We start from the raw sequence: 26,258 nt of genomic DNA, 5'->3' as shown, positions 1-26,258 counted from the left end.
TATCAATAGCTTAGCAGAGATTCAAATTGTTCAACGGTATTGATACATTTCCACACAAAAGGCGGATGGATTGCTGCCGACTGCTAATCTATAAGAGGCTTCGTCCCCATTCAGAACACGCCCCCGGATCCATTTGTCTTTAACGAACGTTCCTTCCTCGATGCTAATGTAGTCCACTTTGGAAGTGTCGCCGCGCTTAGGCAGAAATTCAAATGAACATCCAATGCCGACTAAAATAAATTCGTTATCCGACGCTTCGATTACGAGGCCGCCTGACACCGGTTTCCCTTCCTGTCTGCGCTGATAGTTTACTTTCAAATCATATTTGGTGAAAGACAATATACAGCCGGGCTCATGATTTTGAATAAATCCCGTCATTTTTCCTGTACCGCGGTACTTCTGAATGATCGCCTGCATATTGCCGAGAAGCTCGTAGCTGCGTGCGAGGTAGGGGCCGGTTCCATTTGAAACAAAGGCAGAAAAGTCGATATTCAGAGCTAAACCCAATTCGATATTTGCGTTGTCTTTTGAAGGAGGGGCAAAGATGCTTTCAATGCCAAAAGGAGAAAAACACAAGGCATTATGTTTTCCAATCGCATAAAATACGTTTGTCACTGAAGCGACGTCTCTTCTAGTTTCGGGAATAAACAAGGGGTTGTCGTTCCTGGCCGTATACTCCTCACAAACCTCGGCAAAATTGGGAACATAAATATCCGGCGCATAAAGACAGATGGTCGGAGCCGTCACTTTCCAAATCTGCATGACCTTTGCTATCGGCCCCCCGCTAGGAAAAGATCCGGGCTTCCATGGGAATTGCTCAAGCCATGCATTCACGAACATAGGAAGAGCGTACTCATCAGAACCACTGCTAGCGATTCGTTCGATGGCCCGAGCGTAATGAAAAGCCATAAAGTATTCTTCCGCATCATCCGCAAACGCCTCCTTCCATGAACCTACCTTGCCAAAAATCGCAGCCAATTCATCGGGTATCGAGTCGTTGAATTGCTCGTTCGCATGATCGGAGTAATCACGGTCGCTGCCCAAGAATCCGATTTCATTCTCAACTTGCACCATGATAACGGTATGGCGATCTCCATCCACTTTCTTCAGATGAGCCATGAAATATCTGAACGCAGCCGCATCAGCTTCAACGGCTTTCTCACATAATGGCGATATCGTATCGGAAGATTCTTTATTCTGATATACCGCCCGAAAGTAGGTCTCGTAGTCCCTTTTAACCCAGCTTGGAACATATGAGGATTTTCCGTTCTTCCATAACCCGAACCATAAGAATACCAGTCGCAGGTTTTCTTCCTGGGCTTGTTCAATAATTCCATCAACAAGATGAAAGTCAAACTCCCCCTGCATCGGTTCGATCAGTTCCCAATAGACCGGTACGATTACTGTATTTAAGTGTAATTCTCTAAGTTGAGGCCAAACCTTATGCTTCATATAGTTCAAGTCAGAGGCACTGGAGTTATGGATCTCCCCTGCCAGTGCAATAAATGGATTTCCATCGACATACAAATTGAATATCCCATTTTCCTTCTTTAACTGAGGCATTAAGCTAATATTACTCATCATCTCTCACTCTCCATTGATATTTATTACAAGCGATTCTCTCAGTTCGTCGTATACTAACATCTGCCAAAAGAAGCGCAGCTTGCCTGCTGCGCTCTTCAAAAAGTACCATGACCGGTAACTCATTCATTTCCCTATTCGACGGTGATCAAATGTTATTTCTTCTTTGCCAGAAATTCTTCAGCCTGGGTCTGCACCTCTGCTTTGACCTTATCCAGACCAGCACTGTTCAGATTTTTGGCCAGTTCGTCAAATGCTTTGTCTACATCCTTGACTGCGCCGATATAGATTGGATTGGCATATTGTGTCGAAGCATTGGCCAAGTTTGCAATCTGCGTCTTGACATTCTCCGAGTTGAAGGAAAAGCCTTTTAATGCGAAGTCTGAGGTATTATATTCGTCCTGTTTCTTCCAAAAGTCAATATAAGTCTGTGGCCAAGTACTCATCGGCTTAAACAAAGCCTTATTTACGAACCAGAAGCCCGCAGCATCCGGAGGATAGGTATTTGTATCGGCTGTTATCCCTTCCGACAGCCCGATTTTATCGTCTGGTGTGATGACGTAGTTCTTGCCTTCGATCCCGAAATAAGTCAAATACACATAAGAAGGATCTTCCATAATAAGGTCGAACGCCTGCATCACACGTTCCGGATTTTTGGAATTGGCCGCAATGGAAATTCCAGCTCCTATATAATTTCCAATTGGGACCTTACCATTTGGCATCAAGGACGGAATGATATAGGTTTCAATTCCTTTCGCTTGAGCAGCTTCTAGGGTGGATGCAATATCTATGCTGTTGCCAAACGCTACCGCAGATTTGCCTTCCACAAAATTATCCTTGGAGCGGATCTTATTTGAATATGGATTTTTGTTAACATAACCTTTGTCATACCAGTCCTTCATGATGCCGGCAGCATATCTTTGTGCGCTTAGGTAAGGCTCCTCTACCATGCTGTAGATTTTCCCAGTCGGATCTGTAAAATCGTAAGCTACTCCTTGAGCCAAAGGACCGCCTCCGAAAGGACCGCCTGTATAGCCAATTTTATCACGCATCAGCTGTTGATACGGTGTCGGAAGATCAACCTGAGAGTCCAGGTTTAGGCCGATCATATTCGGATGGTTTTTCTTAACAGCTTCCAGATAAGGACCAATTTCAGAGAGGCTCTTCACCTCGGTAAGGCCTGCTTCCGCCATAATATCCTTGCGTAGTACAGCCACAAAGACATTGCTGTCCGGAGTGGTTTTTGGAATCATAAAGATTTTACCGTTAATCTTGGCCTCTTCCCAAGCTGTAGGATCAATAGCAGCCGATTTCTTCGGCATATATTTGGCTATATCCTCAGGCTTAAGTTCATAAAAGGCTCCTTTATTCGCTTGTTCGACATAATAATTCCAATCTGCCGAAAAGATAAAATCCACATCTTCGCCTGAGGCCAACAACAATGGATACTTCGACTGCACATCCCCCCAGCCGATGTAATTCAGATCAATGGTGGCATTGATGTCTTTTTTCAGCTTTTCATTGAGCTTCGCGAGCACATCCGGCATACCCTTCGGTGCTTCACCAAGCAGGTAACCCTTCAGCACAACCTCCTCTTTCTGATTCGGTTCTGGCCTTGTGGCGGCATCGTTGCTACTCGAGCAGGCAGACAGCAGCATCGTCAGTGACAGCAACGTTGTCAGGATCAACATAACTTTTTTCTTTACTTTTCTCACTCTTATTCCCCCTCTGAAAATCGCAATTATATATAAATCCCCATTTATGCAGGATTCACAAACGTATTGCCTCTGCATCCGCACAGTAGGGTTTACCCTTTTACGGCGCCAATTGTAATACCTTTTACGAAATACTGCTGAAGGAACGGAAACAGAATCACAATTGGTCCTGTAGCAATCACTGTCATAGCAAGCTTGAACGTTTCTTTAGGCGTGTCAAGAGCCGACATATGTTGGGCCATAGCCGCAGACATGTTCATTGAAGACAACATTTTATAGAGTAAATATTGCAATGGCACGTATTGCTCCTTGTCAGTGAACATCATCGGGGTCCACCAGTCATTCCAGTAGGCCAGAATGGTGAACAAACCAATAGAAGCGAGTGCGGGCTTGCAGAGCGGCAACACCATCTGCCAAAAAATCCGAAAGTCTCCCGCCCCGTCAATTTTGGCCGATTCCACTAGCGGCTCTGGCACAGAGCCCTGTATGAAGCTGCGCAGAATCAGCACATACATAACATTGAACATGGGGAGCAAAATTAGTACTGCAAGAGTGTTCTTCAGATGCAAATAACTGGTGATCCAGATGAAATAAGGGGCCAATCCACCGTTAAACAATGTGGTGAAGAACAGAAAAAACGCTAGTTTATTCCGGTACTTTACTTCCTTACGGTACATTACATAGGCCGCCATCGTGGAGAACAGCAGCGAAAGCACCGTTCCAACCACCGCCACGATCAGCGAGACGCGGTAAGCAGAAAGAATCTCACCGGGATTGCGGAAGATGTAGGCATAGGCATCCAACGAAAAGCCGCGTGGCAGAAAGGAATAACCCTTGGCTAAAACCTGCCCTTCTTCCGAAATAGAGCCGGAGATTAGAACGATAAAAGGCATCAAACATAGAACTGCGATAAGCGAGACAACAATGTATGAGAAGGCCTTAAAGACGGGCGCCGAATTCAATTTGTTTTTTGTCATAAAGATTCCTCCTTTCTTATGGTCAAGTTAGAACAGTGCGTTATCCTTGTCATAGCGGCGGACAAGGTAGTTAGCGAACAGGATAATAATCAGTGTGAGTACCGATTGATAGAGCCCCACCGAAGAAGCCATGCCAAAATCCTGCGTGCCCATCAGCGAGCGGAACACCAATGTATCAACAATATCTGTGGAATTCATCAGCGCGCCGTTGTTGCCGATCAGTTGGTAGAACATATCGAACTCGCCGCGCATAATCCTTCCTAGCCCCAACAGAATCAGCACTACCACTGTAGGCTTGAGCAAAGGAAGCGTGATTTTCATGATTTTTTGAAAACGGCTAGCGCCGTCAATTGTTGCTGCTTCATAAATCTCCTGATCAATCCCTACAATTGCCGCTAGATATAGGACACTGCCAAAGCCAACCCACTTCCACACGTATAGCAGCGGGAGCAGAAGATACCAATAGCCGCCAGACGAATAGATGTCTATAGCTTCAAACCCGATATTCCTCAGGAAAACGTTTACAATTCCGAATTCATAATTCAGAAAATTATACACAAATGCGGACACTGTAACCCAGGAAATAAAATAAGGCAGAAACATAAAAGTTTGGGTAGCCTTTTTGAAAAATTTGTTGTATGTCTCCGAGATCAGCACCGCGGCTAAAATTGAGAAGAACGTATAAAATCCCAGAAACATCAGATTGTACATGATGGTATTCTTGGTCACAAGCCATGCCTTGCCGGATTGAAAAAAATATTCGAAATTCTCCAGTCCGTTCCATGGACTCATGAAGATGCCATCCCTATAGTTGAATTCCTTAAAAGCCATAATGATGCCTGTCATCGGTATATAGGCAAAGATGATAAAAAAAACAGCAATCGGGATGAACATCGCATATAGCACCCAGTTTTTCCTTAGCTCCTGTAGTGGGGACAACCATTTAACCTTTTTGGGGGTCCGCACCGCAACCTCCTCTATTTTCGAACTCATAAGCAGCCTCCTTCAGTATGTTTCTCTGTGTCCTCCTTTATTGTAGTAGGCTTCAAAGCCAGCACCTACGGGGAAAAGTTTCGATTTCCTTTGAGATCTTATGTTAGCGCTTACTTTCCCCTTAACTTTGGAATATGTACTCACACAGTGGTTCCCTTACCAGGAAGGCCGGTAAAAGATAATCCATACAGTGGCCCAAAGTTCAACTGAATCAGCTCTTGAATGTTCCAGATGCCGAAGCTTCTAGGCGACTCGGCTCTTGCCCCGGTTGGACACTAATAAGCTGGTTGTGTCTAGCTTGACTGGCCACGCTAATAATAAGAAAGCCGATGGTTCACCACCGGCTTCGATTCCTCCTATTTTAAATCCGTGCACTATAACGGTCTACTACATCTCGCAACGCTCACGAAATAATCGGTAAAATTGCCTTTTGCTGCATTGAACTTTTTACCTCTAGCCTTATTTCCTTTCCAGCAGGAAATGGACAGCAGGGATTGTTCCGTCCAGAACGAAGGTCACGCCGTCATGAGCAGGAGCGCATTCGATGCTGGCGATTGGCGTGCCCACCGTGTCCAGAGCAGTAAGCGTTGCGGACTTGCAGCGCACGAACAAGGTTCCTTCCGGGGTGTCCGCGTACAGCTTCCCCTGAAAATCGACAGTCGTAAATAAGCCTTCCGTGGTAAAGATGGTTTCGTCCATGCCGGTGTGGCCGAGGACCATCAAAAGGTAGGTTTCTGAGCATTCTACGGAAGTGCCTTTTACAGGCAGCAATGCCGCTGAGATGCGATGGTTGATAAGAGAAAGGGAAATATCCTTTGTCAACGCGATGCCGTTCGAAGGATCGCCGCTGAAGTAAGGACAGCCTTCGGTGCGGATGCGGAAGGTGCCTGCCTTCGGATCAAAGGCCAATTCACCGGTATCGGAGACGAGGGCACTGCCCACGAGTCCTCGGTCGTCGGGCAGAAGGCCCCACGCTTGAGCGCGACATCCAGGTTTGCGGCAAACGTAGTGTAATCGCCTTCGCCAGCCAAGGGAGCAATCTCATTGAAGACCAGGATCCTGTCGCCCAGCTTCGCTCCGGGCAGTTCTTCATCTGCCTTCGCGGCAAGACGCTCCAGCCGCCCTTCGCCGTTCGCGTGCCGCAGGGCGTCCCGATATGGAGACCAGGCGTAATATACGGCGCGTTTAGCCTGAGAAAGCTCGCCATTTTTTACAAATCCGGCGGTAACAGCAACGTCTGCGTCACCGGTATAGGCATCCCCTTGATCCAAGAATACGGCGCAGGCTTGTAATGTAAGGGAGATAGGCGTTCGGCATACTGAAAGCTGGCGGCAGGGTCTTCAGATCGTTCTGCGTGAAGACCAGATCCACCCGGTGCTCCGCCGGACGCACGAGGTCCCCGAGAAACAATGCGGCCATAAAACCGAACTGACAGATCAGGGATGGATCGTTGTAAGCATCAAATATGTTGGTAATCTCATCGGCAGGCTGGTCGTTCCAGCTTTCAGACGTATGATAGCAATAAACGATGAGACCATCCCAGTCGTTCAGACAGGCATAGGCTGCCATCGAAATGAACGCCGTGGAGTGGAACGGGTTAACACCATACTCGTTCCACTCGCTCAAGATAAAGGGGTTGCCCGCCACCACTGCCGTGCTGGCCATCGGAAGCATGTTAGTGCGAAGAAACAAGCTGTCCTTATGAACGGTCAATGGATTGGAAGTTACATTACATATTCCCGCATATCTGCCACTTTCGGCTTAGCCTCGTCGAAGGGAGGTATCGGATGGTTGAAGTAGGTATTGTTCTCCATCAAGTCGTCGTCAGCATGGGAATAAACATCCGCAGCGCCGTTTAATAGGTTGCTAGTCACAATGGGTACTTTCGCCCCCAGAGAGCGAACATGGTCAATCATTGTGCCATAATACCGACGGTTAATATAAATGCCGAATTCTGTGAAATCGGCATAGCGTGCGGGGCTCTCTATACCTGTCCATTCACCCATAGGGTTATTCTGAACCTGATAGAAATCTCCCTCCGGGAAAAGCACGGTGCCCTCCTCCGGATCTTCCTCTGTGCCTAGAGCACAGACGCCATTAAATGTCCAGGCATCGGACAGATTCTTCCTTGTATCATATTTGGCAAGCAGGTACCGGTTAAAGCGGCGTTGCAACTCCTGTCGGTACGGTACGATGCCCTTCGTATCCTTTATATCTTCCGTGCCCTTAAAGACCGAATCCTCATTATTGATCTGAATGGTTATAACCGCCGGATCGTCGATTAGGGCTAAGCCAGTGTAAGGATTCACGTGGCAGAGGAGCTTCGTTGCATATTCCTTCTGAAGTTGAATCAATCACTCACATGAAAGATTCTCAAACCTCATGGTTCAATCCTGTCTTGGATATAGCTCTTCAATTTAAATCTTACATCTATATGAGACTAAATATATTTCTTCTTAGTTAAGATCCTCACTCAGATTTATCGAGCGGATCTCTTTGGCAGGATTCCCCCCTCCTGATGCGACGATTACTTTATGGCCAATCGACACAGTTCTTCCGCATACCCAAACATTGTTGCCAATAGAAACAGGTGCTCCATTTTCAGGGTCTTTAATTCGTTCATATGGATCTATGGGGTGTGGTGCCGTATAGACATGAACGCCAGGACCCAACAAACAGTTATCCCTTATCCGCACCTCGCATACATCTAGGATAACTTCAAGATGTATGCTCTTGTCCACAACCGTTCGCCCCTACTAATGATTCTTATACAAGAAAAAACGGATAAAGGTAGTCGATCAAGTTGATCGGCTACCTTCTCGTTTGATGAATGGTTAACGTTTCCCGTATGAGATCAATCAATGGATACCCCCACAATAGTTACATTAACGCGGTCAATGCTTACTCCAGTGAAATTTTCAACAGCTTCCTTAACATTCGATTGAAGTACCTTACAGACTTCTGGCACTTTTAATCGGTGTTGAATGGTTATGCATAAGTGAATATCGAGTCCCGTAGCGGTTTCCTTTAACTCAATGCCATTTTGACTACTGTTTCCGCCGAAGCGACTAGTAATATTTTCAATAATTCCATTTGATGTACACGTGATCCCGGTAATAGCATTTGCTGATTTGAGAGTAATTTTAGAAATAATTTGTTTGGATATATTGATTTTCCCCATCGCATTTTCAATGAACATACATCATCCCCGCCTTCAATACTTGATTAGAGAAGTTTACTTCCCTGTGAATGATATATAATGTATCTTTTGAAACTAAATTGTATCATTGTTAAGCACTGTGCACTTACAATTTATGCTCTTTAAAACCATGATAAAAAGTATTCACAACCAACTCAGCTGCGGAATTTCTGGCAATATTCCCTTCGACTACTTGCTGCCAAGTAAGAAATAGAAGTGAGTACAGTACATTGACAATCCAGTTCTTGTCAATATTTTCACGAAAATACCCTTTCTGTTGCAGAAACCCAATTGCATGCAGTATAGGTTCTCTTAACTTCTCATCTTCTTCCTCGATTTCTTTGTTAGCATTGACGCTAGCATCATGGTTCAGAAAATAAATTTTATCACCGAGTGGAATCAAGGCCTCAATGAGCTCAGGAATATAGGTTTCGTAATTCTCTTCATCCAACCTGATATCTTTCGTAGTCTCTGCAACAACTTCTATAGCACGAAACCCTAAATAAATCATCAATTGTTCCCGGCTCTCAACATAACGATGCAAGGTTGCAATGCCGATTCCTGCAGATTCGGCAATCTCATGCATGGAAGCACTCGGCTTCTCAATCAAGCACTTAGTCGCTTCATCTAAAATAGTATTCAATCGTATTTGCTTAATTGACGTAAGTTCTTGCTTCTTCATATCGCACCTCTTGGTGAGCAAATGTTTTTTGCATTCAATAGTGGTTCACTTGAAAGTATAACAGGAATCACACCTCAAATTTATTGGTTTTTTTAATTGCTAGGATACTAACTTTAATCCAACTATACTAAAGATAATTCCGCCAACGAATGCTAATTTTTTAACATTCTTAGGCTCTTTGAAAACATACATACCTAACAGTACACTTCCTGAGGCACCAATACCTGTCCAGATCCCGTAGCCAATACTGATTGGAATTTCTCTTAAAGACAAAGAAAGAAAAATAAAACTTAACCCGAGAAACAAAGCGAAAGTTAATGTATGCTTCAGTTTAGTGAAACCTTCTGAAAATTTCAAAAATATGACCCCACCAACTTCAAATAAACCTGCTAGAACTAAAAAGAACCAACTCATATTCTATACACCTGCTTCTTCTTTTGGTTGATTAGATACTAACTTTAGACCTATAATACAAAAAATCAGCGTACACACTAACATTATTTTAAGTGCACTTACTTTATCTCCTAAAAAAATCATTCCAACAAGAGCGGTACCAAAAGAACCAAGTCCCGTAAAAACTGCATAGGCTGTAGATACAGGTAGGATTTTTATGGATTTCGCAAAAAAATAGAAGCTTCCAACCATTAGAATGACAGTAGGGATTACAATTTCTATTTTTGTAAACCCATCTGAAAATGCCAAACCTAAGGCCCAACCTATCTCTAAAATTCCTCCAACAATAAGAAACAACCATGCCATGAAAATCTCTCCTTAACTGTCATTATTAGAATCATCCCAATCCTGCTGTCACATCATACATAAATAACTTATAATAAAGTATTTATCTTTAAACGGCCTAGTTCATCCCGAAAAACGTAGACCGCTTGATTTCGTCAACTAATGTGGTTCATAAGCTCGGGGATTAGGGGATTACCTTTCTTTTTTACACCTTCATCATTCCTCTCAAAGCTAAAAATGAAATAAAACTTTATTTATTGATAGAATATTGTATCATTTGTGTGTATTGTAAACCAAAAAAAATTCAATTGCAACTTTTATTATTTTGGGACTATGTTCTTATCCAGCCTGCATCGCTAAAGTGCCTCATGTCACCCATATCATTAAGAAATGAACTCTTTATGAAGAAATTCTTGAGGATTGCACGTGGATCTCCGTGTTATTCATGAAGAGTACATTGTAAAAATTATTGAGAGTAGACAAATTGACAAACGTTTTGTTCATGCTATCCTTTTTCCGATCAAACCAAATAACCTCCACAGCTATGGAGGTATTGGCCAATTATGAAAACTCGGGGATTAATTATTCCAATAAACCTTGTATTCTGGATCAATGCCGGTTCCACTAAACATACCAATATCAAAACCATTACTAAAATCAAACCCTTTATTTACATCAAAGGTTTTTACGGTATCCTGAATAGCCTTTATACGATCTTTACGATTCGTTTCGAAATACGTCGGTATAATGATGTTTCTGTAACATCTTCGCTAAGTATAGCGCGTCTTCCAAGGCCACTGAGCTTCCATATCCAGTATTCGGGTTTATTGTGTGTGCGCATCTCCTATGACAACAACCCTTCCTTTCGACCAACTCGGAATAGGGTCAACACAGTATATTTGCTTAGAGATAATATTAAAAGAATTTTTGATGATCTCAGACACGGATTTATTCGAAGATGTGATATTGCAATATGCTGGGATTGCTTATGTAGGGGTCATTGAATGGTGGATTCGAAATGGAATGCCCTATCACCGCAAGTCATGGCTACGCAAGTTGGGTCCTTGTTAGAAAGGGTAGTTCTCGTCATCCTTATATCTGCAGCCTTTTGAGCGCGAATAGCTGTTCTGTCAAGAAAGAGGCAGTTTCCCTTTTCCATAAAGGTTACAGTATACAACGAAACACTAAAACAACAGCAGACGATCGGCTGCCGTTGTTTTAGTGTTTTTTTCATTTTTTATTAGAGTTTATTATATACACTTCCTCGGTTACGGGCTCTAACCAGTCTGTTTGTCCAATACTTTGCTGAACTACCCAAGCATTCGTAATATCTCAATCCTTTTCTTTATCAATTCATTTGATTACTTGTATTGGTGTGCCCAGCCCATTTCTTACCGCTTTTCACTTTTCTGATCTTTATTACTTAGAGAGAATACTTCCATATTATCAATTGTTTGCAACTCAACATTAGCTGTAAATTTTACGTCCTTCGGAATAATATATGGCTTTTCATTATTATTAATTGCAGCTTCCTTGAATTGTGTAGGCTCATTCTTTAATCCGCTTAAAGACATAGATATTTCTATTACCTTGCTTTGAATACTGCGTTTTTCAACTTGTGTCACATAAACAATAAATAACAAAATAATAGATATGATTATACTTAAAATTATTAAAGTAACTTTAAAAAGATTTTTTCTCAAGCCTACTAAATCCCTTTCTTTTTTAGAGTAATTATTAACAGACATCCTCCGCTTAACTTTGTTCCGTAGCACCTCCATATTCGCTTGGGCAAGGCGGCCTGATACAGCCAGCGATAGATTCGACAAAAACGGCTGATTCAAATCTTTTTATGCTGAAATAGTTGGAACCACTTTCAAAAAAAGCTATATTAGGATATATATATTATCCTTAGCATGAGAAAAAAAGGAGGAATATCCTAAATGGATGTACGAAGCTGTTTGCAACAAGGATGGAAGGTAGGCTTATGTATGTTGTTGTTGTGGATATGGATGATGGGGGCTGTAACAGCGGGTGAAGCCGGAGCACAACCGGTGTTCCCGGGAGCCGTGGGATACGGGACTGACACTTCAGCAGGCCGGGGCGGAAAAATAATCAAAGTGACCAACCTGAACAATGACGGGCAAGGCTCATTTCGTGCGGCATTAGAAACCAAGGGACCGCGGATTATTGTATTTGAAGTCGGCGGTGTCATAAATCTAGAAAAGGAGCGTCTTGAGCTAAGAGAACCCTACGTGACCATCGCAGGTCAAACGGCTCCCTCCCCTGGCATTACATTCATCCAGGGAGGTATGCAGATCAGAACGCATGATGTGTTGATGCAGCACGTCCGGTTTCGGATGGGCAACGGTGACAGCACTCAAGGCGCAGGCTTTGAACCAGATGTATCCACTTACGGAGCCTCCGCTTATAACATTGTCATTGACCATTGCTCCTTTTCTTGGGGAGTGGATGAGAACATGTCCTTCTCAGGTCCTCGTACCAGCGGAACCAAGGCGACTACCCACCGTGTAACACTCAGTAATAGTATTATCGCCGAAGGCCTGTATAATTCCGTTCATGAGAAGGGCCCCCATTCCATGGGCACGCTCGTTCATGATTACGTCCAGGACGTGGCAGTCATCGGAAACCTTTATGCCCATAACATGGAACGTAATCCGTGGTTCAAAGCATTCTCGACGGGCGTAATTGTTAACAATGTCATTTATAATCCAGGAAAATGGGCAATTCGACTCGGATTCGTGGAGAATGAATGGACGGATACGGGGATCAAACCGGAAGGCCCTAGAGTCAGTATCGTCGGGAATTACATGCGGCATGGAGTAGATACGATTAAAGGGTTAGGAATTGTCGGAACGAACAGTAAAAGCGGCTGGGCTTATCTCAAAGATAATCTTGCTTATGACCGTAATGGCAAGTCAGTCCCGCTGACTTTTGGCGGAATCAAGGAACTTGACAATCCACCTGTTTGGGTTGAAGGACTTGAAGCACTAGCTGCCTCAGAAGTAGTAAAGGAGGTCACTGAGCATGCAGGAGCAAGGCCGCAGGACCGGGATGCAACAGATCAACGAATTATCTCCGATTTTCTGACTGGTCGAGGAAAGATAATTGATAGTCAGGAAGATGTAGGGGGATACCCGGATGTTCCAGCGACCTACCGTGCTTTAAATGTACCTGACCACAGCATTGACGAATGGTTGTATCAATTTTCAATTGAGTTGGAGTAGTCTTTAATGCTCTTTAACAAGATCTAGTACAGTCCAGCATTCTGACTTGGGTACCTCCTAAGATTATAGGTATCTGATGTCCAATGAAAAGATCTGCTCAAACGTTTTTCGATTGCCCTCATTCGTATAAATTGCAATCAAGCCTGATCCTTCTTCGTTGAAAAGTCAGCTTGTACTGTTCTTATCCACCACCGCACTTCCCGAGAAGCTCGCTCCGTCCTCTCCAGGCAGAATTGTCGGTGGGAGTTCTCCCCAATACATGCGACCAAAGTCAGGCCGCGTATCATGGGGCGTATGCTGGTAGAACAGGTGGTACTCTCCCTCATGGTAAACCAAGCCGTTAGGATCGTTCATCCAATTTTTCTCAGGAGAATAATGAAATTGAGGCCTGTATGTCTCCCTATAATAACTGTTTGAGATCCCACCTTTTTTTGTTTCAGCCTTTCTGGATGAGCACCATGTGGATACGTCCATGCTCCTTTTTGATCCGGCAACTCCGACTACACTGGCCTTTGTTTCCCTTACCGCTAACGGCGAACGGGATTTCGTGTTCAATCGCGGAGCTGACCGTCAGCTGTCTCTGCAGGACATTGATAGAGAATGGACCCGGCAGGCTGGAGGAATTTATCACAATATCCAGAAGAGGAATTAAACATCATTACAGGGCTAGCTGAGTCAGCCTAAGGCATTTACCTCCAACGCGAAGCAGCAGGAGGAATTTGTGACACTTGCCAATCAAGTCGGCGCCATCGTGTGTACTAAAGTTGGAGCGATTGCTGCCTTGCCGTCGTTGGAAGAAGTTAATCGTTTCGTAGCGCAAGGTTGAATCAAGGAATGAAGCGTAAAAACAGCAAAAGGTGTCCCACTATCTCTAAGGTCGCTGGACACCTTTTTATGTAGAGGTCCGTCATTCATTGGAAAGATGCTACTGATCAGGGCACCTTCCAATGAATGACGGAAAGCTTGGTGAAAATTCAAACTTATTATTTATGATGCGCATCCCTGTTGCTCTCGATTAATAAAATGAAGCGAGAGCATCGCGTCCTTATAATTGATAGGTCGATGAAAATGACTGACTGAAGGTAAGAATATATATACATTGAGACCAAAGTATCCTTCTTTATAAGTTTGATCTTTTGTGTCGATAACTAATTTATTGTTCAAATAAACCTTAGTGATATTGCCTTGCGCTTCTACTTTGAGATGATAATCTGTATTTGGCTGTAAATCCAGTTTTCCATCATTGTTATATGTCGCAATTTCATATCCGGTCCCATCAACCAATTTAATTAATTTTACAACATTATTTTATGTGTCTCTATTAAAGCAACTTCAAGAGTATTTCCTCGATCTCGGCAGGATTAGTTGCATTTTGAAAACGTTTAACGAATTTTTCTTCTTGAAACAAACTTGTTAAGTTCTTTAAAAATGAGATGTGCATCTTAGGATTTTTTACTACAAGTACCATCACAATTTCTGCGTTGACAGTTACATCAGATCCCCCCATATCCTCGAACTCTATGCTATTATCTAAAACTGCAACGGCAATAGCAGTTTCGTTAACGAATTCTTTATTTGTATGTGGAATTGCTATACCAATTGTCCCCATGTTGATTCCGGTCGGATATTCGATTTCACGTTGAAGCAAAGATTCTGTATATCCTTTTTTGGCATAATTTTTCTCTTCTATCTTTTTTCCAAAGCTTTTGATAAGCTCTTCCCTCGAATCGTAACGTGCGTGCAGTTGAATTAAATCCTGATCAAACACGAGTCCATTTATCGTTTTTGCGCTCATAATAATTACTCCCTTTTATAAAAATCGGAAAACATAGATATCTTTTTAATAATCCGTACCATATTTTTTGATGATACTATGGATATCCATTGCACTTTGGGCTTGAATGATAGCTTCACAATCATCTTTACTTTCAACAAGTTTCATTAACTGAACCAATGCCCTTAAGTGCTGTTGTTTATCGACAGCGGCTATGATAATAACGATGTTTATCGGCCTATTTCTTGCAAATTCAACGCCTTGCTCTAAACGGAGCAAGCTCATAGCTACTTCGTTTACCCCACTTTCAGGACTATCATGAGGAATTGCCACATTTGGGCTAATAATGATATACGGATCTTCCACATCGTAATGTTGGATCATAGCTTCTACATAAGAAGGTTGGATACTCCCTTGAAGCAGCAGCGGTAGCGCCCCTAATCGTATAGCCTCTTCCCAAGATGATACTGAAGGAAGCAATGTAATATTCTCCGGCGTTATCAGGTCATGCAAATTTGTCTTTTGTAATTCGGGTTGTGATTTGAAAGACAACGAGTGATGGCTTGTAAAGTAGTGTTGTAATTCCTTTGCAAGAAGTTGCCTGTTCTGAACGGTTGCATATTTCTCAACGATCTCCAGAATATTTTTCAAACTTAATTCAGATGGAGTGAATCCATGCAATAATTCCATCACTTGTTTTCGTAGAGAGATCTTTTCTTCCTTTTGTAATATTGGCTTGACTATAAATAGTCGTTTGTTCGTTTGCAGATATACGGAAGAAAAAACAATGTCATATTCCAAATCATACATCTTGAATTCTCTCACAGATAAGGAATCCAAAAAAATGAATTCAGGAAATAAATCATTCAAAGTAATTAGTAAAAGCTTAGAAACGGATACTCCGTTAGCGCAAACCACTACTGCTTTTGTTTTACTCAGAATGCTGTCTCCTTGCTTTGTTAACCAACCGCCTATCAGCATCGTTAAATAAGTGCATTCACTATCTGGAATATCACAGCCAATGTAATCAGCTAAAGGTTTTGCTGACTTTTTTACAAGGTGGTGCAGTTCTATGAATTCACTATTAATTGTTTCTTGTAGTGGATTAGTAATAGTAAGTTTGTATTTAATGCGATAATATGCAGGTTTTATATGCAGCATGATCATATGCAACAACTGCTTTTTGTCTTGTAAGAGGATGCAGGACATTTTCTCGAATCGCTCCAGCATCTTTTTCAATGCCTGATTTAAATCTGATACAATGTCTTCCCCAAGGAGCTCAGATGAGGAAACATTCGTCGTAAGAATTTGCAGCGTTATGAATAATCTTTCCTCGGTCGGGATATGCACCAAATCCGATAGTAGTTCTTGAACCGCTTGGTACTCCTTGGTATCCGATAATTCTTCATAGCTAATATGAAAGGAATTTATTGTTTTCCCAAGTTTGATTCTTCGCAGCAAGATCAGTAGGATATGCGGCAAAGTCTTCATCTTATCATCTGTAAATTTCAAGCTCAGATGGCTTTCAATCTTTTCAAGACGTTCATGAATCTGTTGCACTTCTTTTTCAGTGATCTCTGCTAACTGTTGAACCCATTTTTCCCCATTGTACATGTGATGAATTTTGTTAACGACATCAATCAATAACTTTCTTTTTTGAAATTCAACACCCTCAATTGAGTAACCAGATAACCGGGAATAACGGATACTAAGATCATAAGGTTCGACTAATTCTTGTGCTGCTTTTAGATCATTTAGTATGGTATTCTTGCTTACGTAAATGGAACTGGTAAAATGAAATAAAGATAATTCTTCACTACGACTCAGTAGGATCAGAATAATAAGTTCTACTCGCTCTGCTTCAGAAAAAATATATTTTTTTGTCGAAGGCTTGTTTACTTCATTAGGCACAGCAGAGAAGAGAGTAGCATCAACAATAAAAACACCCTGTTTATTCCGTTCAATTTTTGGTAGGCGTTGGCCCTCTAACCAGTCATTGATTTTTTCAAGGCTGTAACTGATTTGCCTGCGGCTTAAACCATACTTATGTTCCAAGTTCTTACTCTTCACACTTGGATTTGATAACAATTCTTGCAGCAAGCTGCTGCTTCTATCATCAAGCTGCATGGCTCTCTCTCCTCCTTCCTTGTTAATAATAATATTGACAGCTCCAGAGGATTATATAAGAGGCTTCAAGTTTAGGTCGTATTCAAATTACTCAATTTAATCTTTGGTCTTGGAGGCGCTCTGTGAAGAATCGAAATTTTGTTCTGCCTCAAATCAAACGTTTATTCCAAATTAGCATGTCTTAATTTCATGTCATCATAGGTTTCATTAAAATTAGCTACCCATTCCAAAACAATCGCATCATACAAGAGAAGACTTAATTGCTCAAATGCCGATCCCATTGGTTGAATAGAAGATTCCATTAAATCAGTATCCGTTTCTTTATTGTCAACATTAATTAAAAGCATGTAATCAGCTAGTTTCCCCAAAGTCGACTGCGAATTCGTTGTATTAAGAATTACCTTTGCTCCTGATTGCTTTGCTTTTTTTGCATTTACTATTAGACCAGCGGTTTCTCCTGAACCAGAACCAATAAATAAAATATCCTCTGCTTGAATGCTTGGAGTAGTAATATCACCAACAATATAAACCGTTTTACCTAAGTGCAACAGTCGATTAGCGAAAGCACGGATCGCTAAACCTGATCTCCCTGAACCAGCAAGGAAAATCCGCTTTGTATTATACAAGACTTGTAGAATTTGTTCACTTTCACCAACATTCATTAAGGAAATACTTCTTTCTAATTCTTTCATAATGACTTCCATTTGTTTAATTAATTTGTCCATAAGTTCACCTTCAGCTTTCTGGATACATGATTACCTTGCCGATAAGTTCTTTTCTTTCCATTAATCGTTCAAACATTTCTGAACCTTCTTCAAGCGGTATACGATGTGTAATCATTTTTTTAGTATTTAATCTGTTATTGTGCATAAAGTGAACAGTCGTTGCCCATTCCTTACCTGGGAATGGTGCGGATACACAACTCCATGATCCCCACACGGTTAACTCACTTCTTAGGATTTTTTCAAAATAAAATCTTTCCATCGCAACGTCTGCATAAGGGATACCTAGGAACACAACTCCGCCGCCTTTTTTGGCGTAACCAAACACAGTTGCTGCTGTATGGGGCGTTCCAGCTGCTTCAACTACAATATCTGCATTCATGCCATCCGTATATTCAGCGACCTTTGTCAGAACATCTTCATTCAGAGAATTTATCGTATAATCGGCGCCTAATTCCTTCGCAATTTGAAGTTTTTCATCATCAATATCAACCGCAATTACTTTTTTCGCGCCAAATATTTTTGCCCATTGAACAGCAAACAACCCAATGGTTCCCCCTGCTCCAACAATGACCACATCGTCGCCCACCGATAGATTGGTTCGATAATACCCATGTAAAACTACAGTAGAAGGTTCTACCATAGAAGCTGATTCGAAATCCAAATCATCAGGTACTTTAACTAAATTCTTCTCTGGGAGTTTAATGTATTCGGCGAATCCACCAGGTTCCTTAGCACCTATTGCATGCAATGAATTCGCTCTAGCTGGTTGACCTGCTCGATAATAATAATCATCTTCTTCAATTAGTGCTGGACATCCAGCAACATGGTCTCCAACTTTTAGATCTGTTACTTGATCGCCAACTTGTTCTACAACACCTGCAAATTCATGTCCCCATACCTGACCAGGTGTGACTGCACCCAATTTTTTATATCGAGAGATATCAGATCCACAAATGCCACATGCTTTTATTTTTACAATGACATCTTTTCCATCCAGTATTTGAGGTTTTTCCGCTCCTCCAAAACGTATGTCTCTGGCACCATACAGTTTTAATGATTTCATTTTCTCTCATCCTTTCTCTCTCCATGTTCTAGACTTTTCAAATTCTTCACATGTGCTTTGTTATTCGAAAATAAATATGATCCGATGACAACCAAAGATGCTCCAGCTTCGATACATTGACTAGCTATACTCTCATCGACTCCACCATCAACTTCGATCTGAATATCTCGTTGACCTATCATTACTTTCAGTTCTCTTATTCTATCAATCGTTTCTTCCATAAAAACTTGATTAGGTCTTCCTGGATTGATCGACATAACTAGAACATAGTCAATGATGTTTAGAAAAGGTTTCAATAAAAAGGTGTCCGTCCCAGGATTAATGACGATCCCTGCTTTCCTTCCATGTTGCTTAATCTGATCAATGACAAAACGAATATGAGGAGTTGATTCATAGTGAACTGATATCATTTCTGCTCCAGTGTCCAACACACTCGCTATATGCTGCTCTGGGGCTGATACCATCATGTGAACATCTAATTTCATATTCACTTGTTTTTTTATATTTTTAATTTGTTCTGGACCAAATGCGATATGAGGGACGAAATTTCCGTCCATCATATCTACATGAAGTACTTGAAATCCTTCTTCATATAAAACATCGCATTCACTTTTTAAGTTCATTAAATCTGCTGCAAATATTGAAGGTAAAATCAGATTCATTATTTTTCCTCTTCTCTAGTCTTTATTTAACTAAAGTGCTTACCCAATAAATTAATAAGTTCCATATCTCAGAAAAAGTAACATCTGTCCCTAAACCTTTTAACTCGACACCTGCGCTGTTAAGCATCTGTGTTGCACCTGGTGCAACAAATCCTGCCAAATAAAATGTGATAATACAAAATACTACTGTCGACACAATAGAACGGAATAGATTTCCTTTACTTGTTAACGTACACATTACAGAAATATAGGTAACAGACATTAACAGTCCTATTGGAAAGAACTGAACTCCAGGTAAAATGAGTGCCAATAACATAACAATTGGAATAGAAACGACTGTAGTTGTAATAGTAGTCGGATCGCCTAAGCCTAGCGCAATATCCATCCCCACATTTAGATTGGAGTTATTCCCCATGCGTTTAATCATAAAGTCTTTTGCCGATTTCCCAATTGGAGATAGCCCGTCCATCATCACTCCAACAACTTTAGGCATTAATACCATAACTCCAGCTATCCCTGTGGCCATAGTCACTATCTCTGTAACAGGTCTTTTAGTAATTGCCCCTAAAACTAATCCAACAATAAATCCAATAATAACTGGGTCCCCGAGAACGCCTATTTTTTTATTAATTTTACTCAGAGAAAACTCCAATTTATTTAAACCAGGAATGAAATCAATGATTCTATTTACCAGCCAGGCAATCGGATAACCCCAAGCTGAATAAATAATAGTTGTGCAGGTTGTACCTTCTAAACCAAAGTATTCTTGCCATTTTGAAGCAATTAAATCACCAACGAATAGAGCAATAACAGACATCACCAATGTTACTACCAACCCTAACCAGAAACTGTCAAAAAGAAAGTAAGCCAAAGCTCCTGGAATTAGAAAATGCATGTAATTCCATATATCCACATTTAACGTTTTTGTCCATCTAAGTCGAACTAATACTAGATTAATAATTAAACCAAGAGGAATTGCTAATGCTGCAAAAGGAGGCACCCAAGATGCCGCCCCTACAGCTGGCCATCCAATATCTGCAATTGTAAATCCAGAACCGATTTTTGCATAATAATCAACTGCCGGTTTTAGGGAGGAATTGAGCAAGCCAACAACTAATGTTAAACCTAAGAAGCCTACCCCAACTAAAAGGCCTGATTTGATAGCGTTTCCAATTTTCATTCGAAAAACTAGACCTAATACGGTGATTATTATTGGTAAAATAGCTGTTGCTCCCATATCAGTAATAGATTTAATAATATTATGCACAGTATCCATTATGATCTACCACCTTAACTATTTTTTAAATCCAGCAGTTTTTCAGCCAATTGATTTTTCAATTTTTCTTCATTAAGCCCTGTTACAAATCCCATGATGTTCATATATGGCTTTTCATCGGTTTTAAAATTATTAGTTGTCAGAACAATATCGACGTTGTCAATAATATTCGGTAATTCCGTCATACTCGTTTTAATGATATCGTAATGTTCAATTCCTGCTTCTTTTAATACCTCTTTCACTCCATCTGCTGCGATAGTAGAAGTTGCTACTCCGCTTCCACAAGCTACGGCGATTTTAATTTTTGAATTTGACATGTTAATTCCTCCTGGTATGTTAGTTTTCGAAGCTAGTTTTAAATCCATTTCCAATCCCAAAGGGTTGAAAAAATCCTCCTTGCAAATTGTTTTATATTTCCTTTTACTCAGCAGGATTAACTTCTTTCTTGCTGTGGATTCATAATAACATGATGAATTCAATTGTTGTATTCGTTTACATCCCACTTTATAGACAACAGGTTGTACAATATAGTGATGAAAAAAATGATTTTCCCTCGATATTTTTGAGGTTAAAATCCATCTATTCCAATGAATTCAATCGTATCAACGAGTTCCGGGTTGGGTACAACGGTAGACGAGGCTGAGCTGCAACATGTAGACGTGAGAGATGATGAATCCTGGTACATGACGTCCTATGGAGAGGAACCCACATCTGCCACAACGGAGGAAATGACACTTAGCAGCGCAGATTTGGTATTGCCCAGGTTGATCCCATTTTGTCTCACTCGTATATATGACAGCTCCAGGTTTAGCTGAACTACAGCTACATTTCTCCAATCCCCCCTCGAAACCAAGAAGTTTATTAATTTTGTTAAGCCTATGTCAAATTAAATCAATTCGATTGACGATCATTTTCGCAGATTGTTAAAATGTGCTCGAAAAACCACTTGGAATCTGATGATGGTTGTTACTGTGGGTTAAAGACATCATTATTCAAAATCCACTCCTTGATCAATCTTATTCGATGTTTTTGATGCGAGGGTCAGTTAATATAGAGAATAGATATGAAGGTGCATTAAGATCACTAAGTGCTCCACGACCACTAACAGGCATTTTTCAGATCGACTTTAAGCATTCCTTTTTCTTAAACTAAATTACTTAAATTACTTTTACTTCAATCTGAAGTGGTCTGTTTCTTTCACTGCGGTTTTGTAGTAAAGCTTCTAGCGCTCCTGCAGATGGCAGTAGAAGAGCATTTGGGGCGGATCAGGGGCAATCGTCTCCCCACTGATGAAATTTAAAGTCTTACTCTGAAATTTCTGAGGTAAGCATAACGACATTTGCTATTTTACAAATGTATAGATAAATGTCTAATTGTTAATTGGATCATGTTTGTGTTCATTACGGCAATCGGGACAAGAACCTGTACCGATAAAACAAAAAAGCCGCTATAATAGTGACTTTCAATGGGACCATGTTCTTGTCTCCCGATTAGACTGGATGTTCTTATTCCGCGCGGCTTTTTGAATTGTCATACCGTCAGACTCCATAAAATAAGTTTTAGACTTACCCTAGAAATTGAAACAGCGACAGAAAATAAAGTCCTAGACTGTCGCTGTTTCATTGAACTAACGTTCCCAGTTAGTTCAAAAAACAATTTAACATGATAGCTCTTGTTATATATAAAGTAAATTCATCTTTCCGTTATCAGCTTACAGTTGGATAATAGCCTTAGATGGTGGATGACCAGTATTTTGATTTTCAGCCATAAGGAAAATTCCCTATCATCTTGTTTGGAAATGTTCAAGGCAACGCGGTCGGCCTAACCATAATTTCACTGATTAGGGTGTCATCAGGTTCATTAATGGCAAACGCGATGGCTCTAGCAATACTGTAAGGAGAAATCCCTATGCCGCTTATTTGATTGGCGATCGTCTGCACTTCCGGGCTGGTAATGCTGTCAAAAAGTTCGGTCTTCGTCAGACCAGGAGCAATCAAGGTAGATCTAATACGCGAAGTCGAAGACTCTTCCAAGCGCAGCCCTTCCGAGATGGCTCTAACTGCGAACTTGGTGGCCGCGTATACGGCATTTGTAGGGGACACATGATAACCGGCTGTAGAGGATAGGTTAATGATATGACCGGACTGCTGCTCCCGCATGGTAGGCAATACCGCTGCGATACCGTATAAAACGCCTTTGATGTTCACATCGATCATTTGATCCCACTCTTCTACTCTTAATTCATTCAGCCTGGAACTCGGCATGACCCCTGCATTGTTCACCAATACATCAATTCGGCCATACACACTTAAGGTAAACTTGGCCAAATTCTGCATATCTTCGGCAGAAACGACGTCTGCTTTTACAGAAACGGCCTCGCCGCCACCCTGTTTAATTTCATTAGCAATCGCATGCAGACGTTCCTCTCTTCTGGCTGCCAATACCACCTTTGCGCCATTTTGTGCCAACAACTTCGCTGTAGCTTCCCCTATTCCGCTGGAGGCTCCAGTTATAATCACCACTTTATCTCGTATATTTTCCATTGTTAAATGCTCCTTTACCCAAAATTTTTCTTGGTGACGTGTGTTGAATATTTAACGGTCGTTGATTAATATTATAGACAGAAGCCCCGATTACTCAATGGTTAATGGATGCGTATTTGTTTTATATACAACAACACCCTAAGAATTGTTGATTAACTGAAGGAGGTAACGAAAGGAATGGAAAACGCTGTTAAAACCGACCGACGCATTCTCCGAACCAAGCAGTCCATAACGAAGTCGTTTCTGGAGCTTTTTTCGGAAAAAGATTTTGAACAAATCACTATTAACGAGATAGCGGAGCGTGCCAATGTTAACCGCGGCACCGTTTATCTGCATTACAGTGACAAATACGACCTTTTGGATAAATGCATTGAAGATCACATCAACGAATTGATCTCGTTGTGCAAGAAACGGGAGGCCAATCCGCTTAGCCAAGGAATGGTACAAGAGCCCAAACCGGTTTTTGATTATTTGCGTGACAATTTCCAGTTTTTCTCTGCTATGTTTTCCAATCAAAGAGCCTTTCTATTCCGGGACCGATTGCTGAATTTCATCTCAGTCAATCTTATGAATAAAATGGAAAGTACTGACAATAAGCCCGTTATCGACAATGAGTTAAAAGCCCAATTCATGGCCTCTGCTTTTATTGGCATTGTGGAGTGGTGGGTACGTCATCAAATGCCGCATTCCACACAATTTATGGCCGATCAGGTTAGGAATTTATTTGAAAAGAATCAAGTTTATCCGAAGTAGCATTGAATGTATCTCAGAACTTTATCCTTTCGCTTTTACGCAAACGCTACCTAATGGGGTTCGGCAATTCTAGGCCACGGTTATGAAGTGTTCCCTTCTTTACATTAATTCCACTAACCTGCCCATAAGCGTAATGAAAAGATCAGCCGATCGTTTGGCCGGCTGCAGTCATGTCTGAATTGAGCTATCGTTCCTCGTTAGTTTTGCCTACACCTTTCTCATTCTTAATAATGTGGTTCCAATTGGGGGGCAGCTCAAAATCCTTAAGATGCTCAAACCCGATTACTTCTACCGTTCCCATATTGTCAATCATGAAGGAAATAAAGTCAGTTCCAACATCAAGATGTGGACCGATATAAGGTGATACTGTTACATTAACGATGATATGGGAATCTTGATATCCAACCAATACGTTCAATGGATCAAGAAATGGAGCAAACGTAGGTTTTTCATTCAGTTTATCCTTGTAATAAATATCTAATTGTTCTTGTATCTCGGGCGTTAACAAGGTAAGTATGACCCTATATGGGTCTGGATTCGTTTTAGCGTAAGCTGTTTGAATTGATGCCAAAAAACAAATTATGATCAGAGCACATGTCATTACACCGCGTCGCATGGAGATCGCCCCTTAGTTTTTTTAATAATCTTCCCATACGACTTCTAAACTAACCTGCCCGTTAGCTAAATAGGCAGCCAATGATTTCGGCTGCCTATTGTCATAGTGCTATCGTTTTCCGTTAGCTCAACCTATGGGTGCCAAGTTTAACAGAGAACTGATACAAGGCCCTTGGCAGTCCACTAAACTTTAAAACTCCTTGGTTAACTAAGATCCATATTCTATTGGTAATAAATGAATACCCTACGAGTTGGTGCGACGTATCAAATACTCTCGCGACAACACTCACCGCCTTGATAAACCCATTCTCATCTTGTTCTTGCTCTAGTTCAATGACTGACCTTATTATCACTTCGTCCAGAGCAGATTCATCAGTACCTTTAACAGAATCTTCTTTCCACAAACGGAGCACATGATTTACATCCGAGAGCATACCATTCTGATTCATACCTTCTTCTTTGGTTAGGATCAAGAGGAACACCTTCATAATACTTTTTTACGATTACCTGAAAATGCTCTCGATCGATTAAACCACTAAAATAGGGATTAAATCCTTCTTTGTTACGAAGCCCAGTAGTATTAAAGAGCTCTGTCACATTGACAACATTAACTGGCTGTTTTCGATCTCTCAACAAATGCAATACGAAACGTAAGCCTGTTTGATCATGTGCGTTATCCGCGCACTAAATGACAATGGTTTTATTTTCTGGAATATTCTTTACTGCCTCTACCATTTTAACAAGCAGATGCTCTGGGTCATAGCTGAAATCCCCCATCGTTTTCCGTCAACCAAATATGAATGGCTTGTCCGCCACTAGCCGCTTCATCTATTTTATTCACACGTCACCCCTCTGTATCAAATGAACTACAGAACAAGATTCTACATTTAAATAAAGCATAACCTCAGATTTATAATAGCTGAATGGCTCTGCTGAGCTATTCGAGGGAGACAATATGGCTTAATTGTAGACAATTCGTGAACCTGTTTTTTTATTCCAGTAAAAAGCTTTGTTCATACATGATTTGAATAAAAAATGCCCCCACAATGATGTATTCGATCATTGTGGGGGCATTTTTTAAATATCAGTTTAATTCTGATATGAGTATGAATAATACCGACTCACCTTTGCTTGTATTCAAGTTGCTTACATATGTTGTAGACCCCAGTTTTGCAATTGCAATAAAATCGGGGTGAGACTATGTCCTTTATCTGTTAGTGAGTATTCGACACGAGGAGGCATTTCAGCATAAGCAACGCGGTTCACTAGCCCACCTTCTTCAAGCTCACGCAATTGACGCGTAAGTGTACGATGCGTCACCGTGGAGAGCGATTTTTGTAGTTCGTTAAACCGTATAATATCTTTATTCAATAAATGGTATAAAATCAGAATTTTCCACTTGCCGCCGATTGCATTGACTGCATATTCGACCGGACAAGGACTGCAATTTTCTAGTGGTTCGATCTCCATAAGTTTACCTCCAAAAGTATCACGGGAGATACCTGATATCCCGAATGTGCGTACTTACATAAAGTTTGTGAGTTAGTTATTATAAATATAACATTTAGTTCGATAACGAACAAATGA

26 protein-coding genes and 5 pseudogenes are annotated in these 26,258 nt (G+C 41.2%); 4 read left to right on the top strand and 27 right to left on the bottom strand.

Going from position 1 to position 26,258, the window contains the following annotated elements; genetic code table 11:
- Positions 1-30: 30 nt before the first annotated feature.
- The 12 genes and pseudogenes from NSS66_RS23855 to NSS66_RS23800 all read right to left on the bottom strand — a co-directional run bounded on the left by NSS66_RS23855 (position 31) and on the right by NSS66_RS23800 (position 9,906).
- Positions 31-1,584 carry a DUF5597 domain-containing protein gene (locus NSS66_RS23855; protein WP_340959930.1) on the bottom strand — a complete coding sequence of 518 codons (1,554 nt, stop codon included), beginning with the start codon at positions 1,582-1,584 and terminating at the stop codon, positions 31-33.
- Between the two features lie 152 nt (positions 1,585-1,736).
- Positions 1,737-3,296 carry an ABC transporter substrate-binding protein gene (locus tag NSS66_RS23850; RefSeq protein ID WP_340959928.1) on the bottom strand — a complete coding sequence of 520 codons (1,560 nt, stop codon included), beginning with the start codon at positions 3,294-3,296 and terminating at the stop codon, positions 1,737-1,739.
- A gap of 92 nt (positions 3,297-3,388) precedes the next feature.
- On the bottom strand, positions 3,389-4,273 hold the full coding sequence (locus NSS66_RS23845) for a carbohydrate ABC transporter permease (RefSeq protein ID WP_328799919.1): 885 nt from the start codon (positions 4,271-4,273) through the stop codon (positions 3,389-3,391).
- A gap of 27 nt (positions 4,274-4,300) precedes the next feature.
- Positions 4,301-5,266: an ABC transporter permease gene (locus NSS66_RS23840; protein ID WP_339200167.1), complete on the bottom strand. Its 966-nt coding sequence runs from the start codon at positions 5,264-5,266 to the stop codon at positions 4,301-4,303.
- Between the two features lie 459 nt (positions 5,267-5,725).
- Positions 5,726-6,208, bottom strand: a complete 483-nt coding sequence (locus tag NSS66_RS23835; protein WP_340959927.1) for a hypothetical protein — start codon at positions 6,206-6,208, stop codon at positions 5,726-5,728.
- A gap of 300 nt (positions 6,209-6,508) precedes the next feature.
- On the bottom strand, positions 6,509-6,931 hold the full coding sequence (locus tag NSS66_RS23830) for a hypothetical protein (protein WP_340959926.1): 423 nt from the start codon (positions 6,929-6,931) through the stop codon (positions 6,509-6,511).
- 59 nt (positions 6,932-6,990) lie between these two features.
- Positions 6,991-7,575 carry a hypothetical protein gene (locus NSS66_RS23825; RefSeq protein WP_053325494.1) on the bottom strand — a complete coding sequence of 195 codons (585 nt, stop codon included), beginning with the start codon at positions 7,573-7,575 and terminating at the stop codon, positions 6,991-6,993.
- A 147-nt stretch (positions 7,576-7,722) separates the two neighbouring features.
- Positions 7,723-7,980 (bottom strand): annotated as a pseudogene (locus NSS66_RS23820) (acetyltransferase); the annotation flags it as partial.
- Between the two features lie 140 nt (positions 7,981-8,120).
- Positions 8,121-8,465, bottom strand: a complete 345-nt coding sequence (locus NSS66_RS23815) for an Asp23/Gls24 family envelope stress response protein (protein ID WP_053325496.1) — start codon at positions 8,463-8,465, stop codon at positions 8,121-8,123.
- Positions 8,466-8,571: 106 nt separating this feature from the next.
- Positions 8,572-9,147 carry a TetR/AcrR family transcriptional regulator gene (locus NSS66_RS23810; RefSeq protein ID WP_053325497.1) on the bottom strand — a complete coding sequence of 192 codons (576 nt, stop codon included), beginning with the start codon at positions 9,145-9,147 and terminating at the stop codon, positions 8,572-8,574.
- Positions 9,148-9,246: 99 nt separating this feature from the next.
- Positions 9,247-9,561 (bottom strand): DMT family transporter, encoded by a 315-nt coding sequence (locus NSS66_RS23805; protein ID WP_053325498.1) that lies wholly within the window; start codon positions 9,559-9,561, stop codon positions 9,247-9,249.
- 3 nt (positions 9,562-9,564) lie between these two features.
- Entirely contained in the window at positions 9,565-9,906 is a 342-nt protein-coding gene (locus NSS66_RS23800) for a DMT family transporter (protein WP_264453744.1), read from the bottom strand.
- A 918-nt stretch (positions 9,907-10,824) separates the two neighbouring features.
- Between NSS66_RS23800 and NSS66_RS23795 the strand changes: the two are divergent.
- Positions 10,825-10,997, top strand: a pseudogene (locus tag NSS66_RS23795) (TetR-like C-terminal domain-containing protein); the annotation flags it as partial.
- 279 nt (positions 10,998-11,276) lie between these two features.
- Here NSS66_RS23795 and NSS66_RS23790 read toward each other — a convergent pair.
- On the bottom strand, positions 11,277-11,729 hold the full coding sequence (locus NSS66_RS23790; RefSeq protein ID WP_167348630.1) for a hypothetical protein: 453 nt from the start codon (positions 11,727-11,729) through the stop codon (positions 11,277-11,279).
- Between the two features lie 99 nt (positions 11,730-11,828).
- Here NSS66_RS23790 and NSS66_RS23785 point away from each other — a divergent pair, with 99 nt between their 5' ends.
- Entirely contained in the window at positions 11,829-13,133 is a 1,305-nt protein-coding gene (locus tag NSS66_RS23785; protein ID WP_071558271.1) for a pectate lyase family protein, read from the top strand.
- A 168-nt stretch (positions 13,134-13,301) separates the two neighbouring features.
- Here NSS66_RS23785 and NSS66_RS23780 read toward each other — a convergent pair.
- Positions 13,302-13,607 (bottom strand): annotated as a pseudogene (locus tag NSS66_RS23780) (hypothetical protein); the annotation flags it as partial.
- Here NSS66_RS23780 and NSS66_RS23775 point away from each other — a divergent pair.
- Positions 13,561-13,749, top strand: a pseudogene (locus NSS66_RS23775) (PfkB family carbohydrate kinase); the annotation flags it as partial. The pseudogenes NSS66_RS23780 and NSS66_RS23775 sit on opposite strands and share 47 nt — an antisense overlap.
- 371 nt (positions 13,750-14,120) lie before the next feature.
- Here the strand turns inward: NSS66_RS23775 and NSS66_RS23770 are convergent.
- From NSS66_RS23770 to NSS66_RS23730, 9 genes are all read right to left on the bottom strand, one after another.
- A complete protein-coding gene (locus NSS66_RS23770) occupies positions 14,121-14,417 on the bottom strand; it encodes a DUF6250 domain-containing protein (RefSeq protein WP_053325502.1) in 297 nt (98 codons plus the stop codon).
- Positions 14,418-14,454: 37 nt separating this feature from the next.
- Positions 14,455-14,928 (bottom strand): PTS sugar transporter subunit IIA, encoded by a 474-nt coding sequence (locus NSS66_RS23765; RefSeq protein WP_023988785.1) that lies wholly within the window; start codon positions 14,926-14,928, stop codon positions 14,455-14,457.
- Positions 14,929-14,973: 45 nt separating this feature from the next.
- A complete protein-coding gene (locus NSS66_RS23760; RefSeq protein WP_340857761.1) occupies positions 14,974-17,034 on the bottom strand; it encodes a BglG family transcription antiterminator in 2,061 nt (686 codons plus the stop codon).
- A 161-nt stretch (positions 17,035-17,195) separates the two neighbouring features.
- Complete coding sequence (gene hxlB, locus NSS66_RS23755) at positions 17,196-17,759, bottom strand: 6-phospho-3-hexuloisomerase (protein WP_025722481.1); 564 nt, start codon at positions 17,757-17,759, stop codon at positions 17,196-17,198.
- Positions 17,760-17,769: 10 nt separating this feature from the next.
- Entirely contained in the window at positions 17,770-18,822 is a 1,053-nt protein-coding gene (locus tag NSS66_RS23750; RefSeq protein ID WP_023988788.1) for a galactitol-1-phosphate 5-dehydrogenase, read from the bottom strand.
- On the bottom strand, positions 18,819-19,484 hold the full coding sequence (gene rpe, locus NSS66_RS23745; RefSeq protein WP_053325504.1) for a ribulose-phosphate 3-epimerase: 666 nt from the start codon (positions 19,482-19,484) through the stop codon (positions 18,819-18,821). The genes NSS66_RS23750 and rpe overlap by 4 nt, the downstream gene beginning before the upstream one ends.
- A gap of 22 nt (positions 19,485-19,506) precedes the next feature.
- On the bottom strand, positions 19,507-20,760 hold the full coding sequence (locus NSS66_RS23740; protein WP_023988790.1) for a PTS transporter subunit IIC: 1,254 nt from the start codon (positions 20,758-20,760) through the stop codon (positions 19,507-19,509).
- A 14-nt stretch (positions 20,761-20,774) separates the two neighbouring features.
- Positions 20,775-21,077, bottom strand: a complete 303-nt coding sequence (locus NSS66_RS23735; protein WP_034095039.1) for a PTS sugar transporter subunit IIB — start codon at positions 21,075-21,077, stop codon at positions 20,775-20,777.
- Between the two features lie 1,485 nt (positions 21,078-22,562).
- Positions 22,563-23,303, bottom strand: coding sequence for an SDR family oxidoreductase (locus tag NSS66_RS23730; protein ID WP_028541588.1), 741 nt, complete (start codon positions 23,301-23,303; stop codon positions 22,563-22,565).
- A gap of 177 nt (positions 23,304-23,480) precedes the next feature.
- Between NSS66_RS23730 and NSS66_RS23725 the strand changes: the two genes are divergently transcribed.
- Complete coding sequence (locus NSS66_RS23725; RefSeq protein ID WP_068939620.1) at positions 23,481-24,056, top strand: TetR/AcrR family transcriptional regulator; 576 nt, start codon at positions 23,481-23,483, stop codon at positions 24,054-24,056.
- A gap of 184 nt (positions 24,057-24,240) precedes the next feature.
- On the opposite strand, the gene NSS66_RS23720 is transcribed toward NSS66_RS23725, so the two are convergent.
- The 4 genes and pseudogenes from NSS66_RS23720 to NSS66_RS23710 all read right to left on the bottom strand — a co-directional run bounded on the left by NSS66_RS23720 (position 24,241) and on the right by NSS66_RS23710 (position 26,141).
- Positions 24,241-24,672: a DUF3888 domain-containing protein gene (locus NSS66_RS23720; RefSeq protein WP_340959924.1), complete on the bottom strand. Its 432-nt coding sequence runs from the start codon at positions 24,670-24,672 to the stop codon at positions 24,241-24,243.
- A 121-nt stretch (positions 24,673-24,793) separates the two neighbouring features.
- The gene (locus NSS66_RS23715; RefSeq protein WP_340959922.1) at positions 24,794-25,144 is read right to left on the bottom strand and encodes a DUF3658 domain-containing protein; all 351 of its coding nucleotides are present in this window, start codon (positions 25,142-25,144) and stop codon (positions 24,794-24,796) included.
- Positions 25,053-25,343, bottom strand: a pseudogene (locus tag NSS66_RS26880) (hypothetical protein); the annotation flags it as partial. The gene NSS66_RS23715 and the pseudogene NSS66_RS26880, both read right to left, overlap by 92 nt.
- Positions 25,344-25,817: 474 nt before the next feature.
- On the bottom strand, positions 25,818-26,141 hold the full coding sequence (locus NSS66_RS23710; RefSeq protein ID WP_340959920.1) for a winged helix-turn-helix transcriptional regulator: 324 nt from the start codon (positions 26,139-26,141) through the stop codon (positions 25,818-25,820).
- Positions 26,142-26,258: the final 117 nt, after the last annotated feature.

This window comes from Paenibacillus sp. FSL R10-2748, from assembly GCF_038005565.1.
Lineage (GTDB): Bacteria > Bacillota > Bacilli > Paenibacillales > Paenibacillaceae > Paenibacillus > Paenibacillus polymyxa_B.
The sequence above is the reverse complement of the archived record's forward strand: the minus strand, read 5'-3'. Positions and strand labels throughout refer to the sequence as shown.

What these genes read in the sequence shown, in the direction of transcription:
- NSS66_RS23855 (WP_340959930.1), bottom strand. Translation starts at nt 1,584, where the DNA reads ATGATGAGTAATATTAGCTTAATGCCTCAGTTAAAGAAGGAAAATGGG.
- NSS66_RS23845 (WP_328799919.1), bottom strand. Translation starts at nt 4,273, where the DNA reads ATGACAAAAAACAAATTGAATTCGGCGCCCGTCTTTAAGGCCTTCTCA.
- NSS66_RS23840 (WP_339200167.1), bottom strand. Translation starts at nt 5,266, where the DNA reads ATGAGTTCGAAAATAGAGGAGGTTGCGGTGCGGACCCCCAAAAAGGTT.
- NSS66_RS23830 (WP_340959926.1), bottom strand. Translation starts at nt 6,931, where the DNA reads ATGGCCAGCACGGCAGTGGTGGCGGGCAACCCCTTTATCTTGAGCGAG.
- NSS66_RS23815 (WP_053325496.1), bottom strand. Translation starts at nt 8,465, where the DNA reads ATGTTCATTGAAAATGCGATGGGGAAAATCAATATATCCAAACAAATT.
- NSS66_RS23810 (WP_053325497.1), bottom strand. Translation starts at nt 9,147, where the DNA reads ATGAAGAAGCAAGAACTTACGTCAATTAAGCAAATACGATTGAATACT.
- NSS66_RS23805 (WP_053325498.1), bottom strand. Translation starts at nt 9,561, where the DNA reads ATGAGTTGGTTCTTTTTAGTTCTAGCAGGTTTATTTGAAGTTGGTGGG.
- NSS66_RS23800 (WP_264453744.1), bottom strand. Translation starts at nt 9,906, where the DNA reads ATGGCATGGTTGTTTCTTATTGTTGGAGGAATTTTAGAGATAGGTTGG.
- NSS66_RS23785 (WP_071558271.1), top strand. Translation starts at nt 11,829, where the DNA reads ATGGATGTACGAAGCTGTTTGCAACAAGGATGGAAGGTAGGCTTATGT.
- NSS66_RS23765 (WP_023988785.1), bottom strand. Translation starts at nt 14,928, where the DNA reads ATGAGCGCAAAAACGATAAATGGACTCGTGTTTGATCAGGATTTAATT.
- NSS66_RS23760 (WP_340857761.1), bottom strand. Translation starts at nt 17,034, where the DNA reads ATGCAGCTTGATGATAGAAGCAGCAGCTTGCTGCAAGAATTGTTATCA.
- hxlB (WP_025722481.1), bottom strand. Translation starts at nt 17,759, where the DNA reads ATGGACAAATTAATTAAACAAATGGAAGTCATTATGAAAGAATTAGAA.
- NSS66_RS23750 (WP_023988788.1), bottom strand. Translation starts at nt 18,822, where the DNA reads ATGAAATCATTAAAACTGTATGGTGCCAGAGACATACGTTTTGGAGGA.
- rpe (WP_053325504.1), bottom strand. Translation starts at nt 19,484, where the DNA reads ATGAATCTGATTTTACCTTCAATATTTGCAGCAGATTTAATGAACTTA.
- NSS66_RS23740 (WP_023988790.1), bottom strand. Translation starts at nt 20,760, where the DNA reads ATGGATACTGTGCATAATATTATTAAATCTATTACTGATATGGGAGCA.
- NSS66_RS23735 (WP_034095039.1), bottom strand. Translation starts at nt 21,077, where the DNA reads ATGTCAAATTCAAAAATTAAAATCGCCGTAGCTTGTGGAAGCGGAGTA.
- NSS66_RS23730 (WP_028541588.1), bottom strand. Translation starts at nt 23,303, where the DNA reads ATGGAAAATATACGAGATAAAGTGGTGATTATAACTGGAGCCTCCAGC.
- NSS66_RS23725 (WP_068939620.1), top strand. Translation starts at nt 23,481, where the DNA reads ATGGAAAACGCTGTTAAAACCGACCGACGCATTCTCCGAACCAAGCAG.
- NSS66_RS23720 (WP_340959924.1), bottom strand. Translation starts at nt 24,672, where the DNA reads ATGCGACGCGGTGTAATGACATGTGCTCTGATCATAATTTGTTTTTTG.
- NSS66_RS23710 (WP_340959920.1), bottom strand. Translation starts at nt 26,141, where the DNA reads ATGGAGATCGAACCACTAGAAAATTGCAGTCCTTGTCCGGTCGAATAT.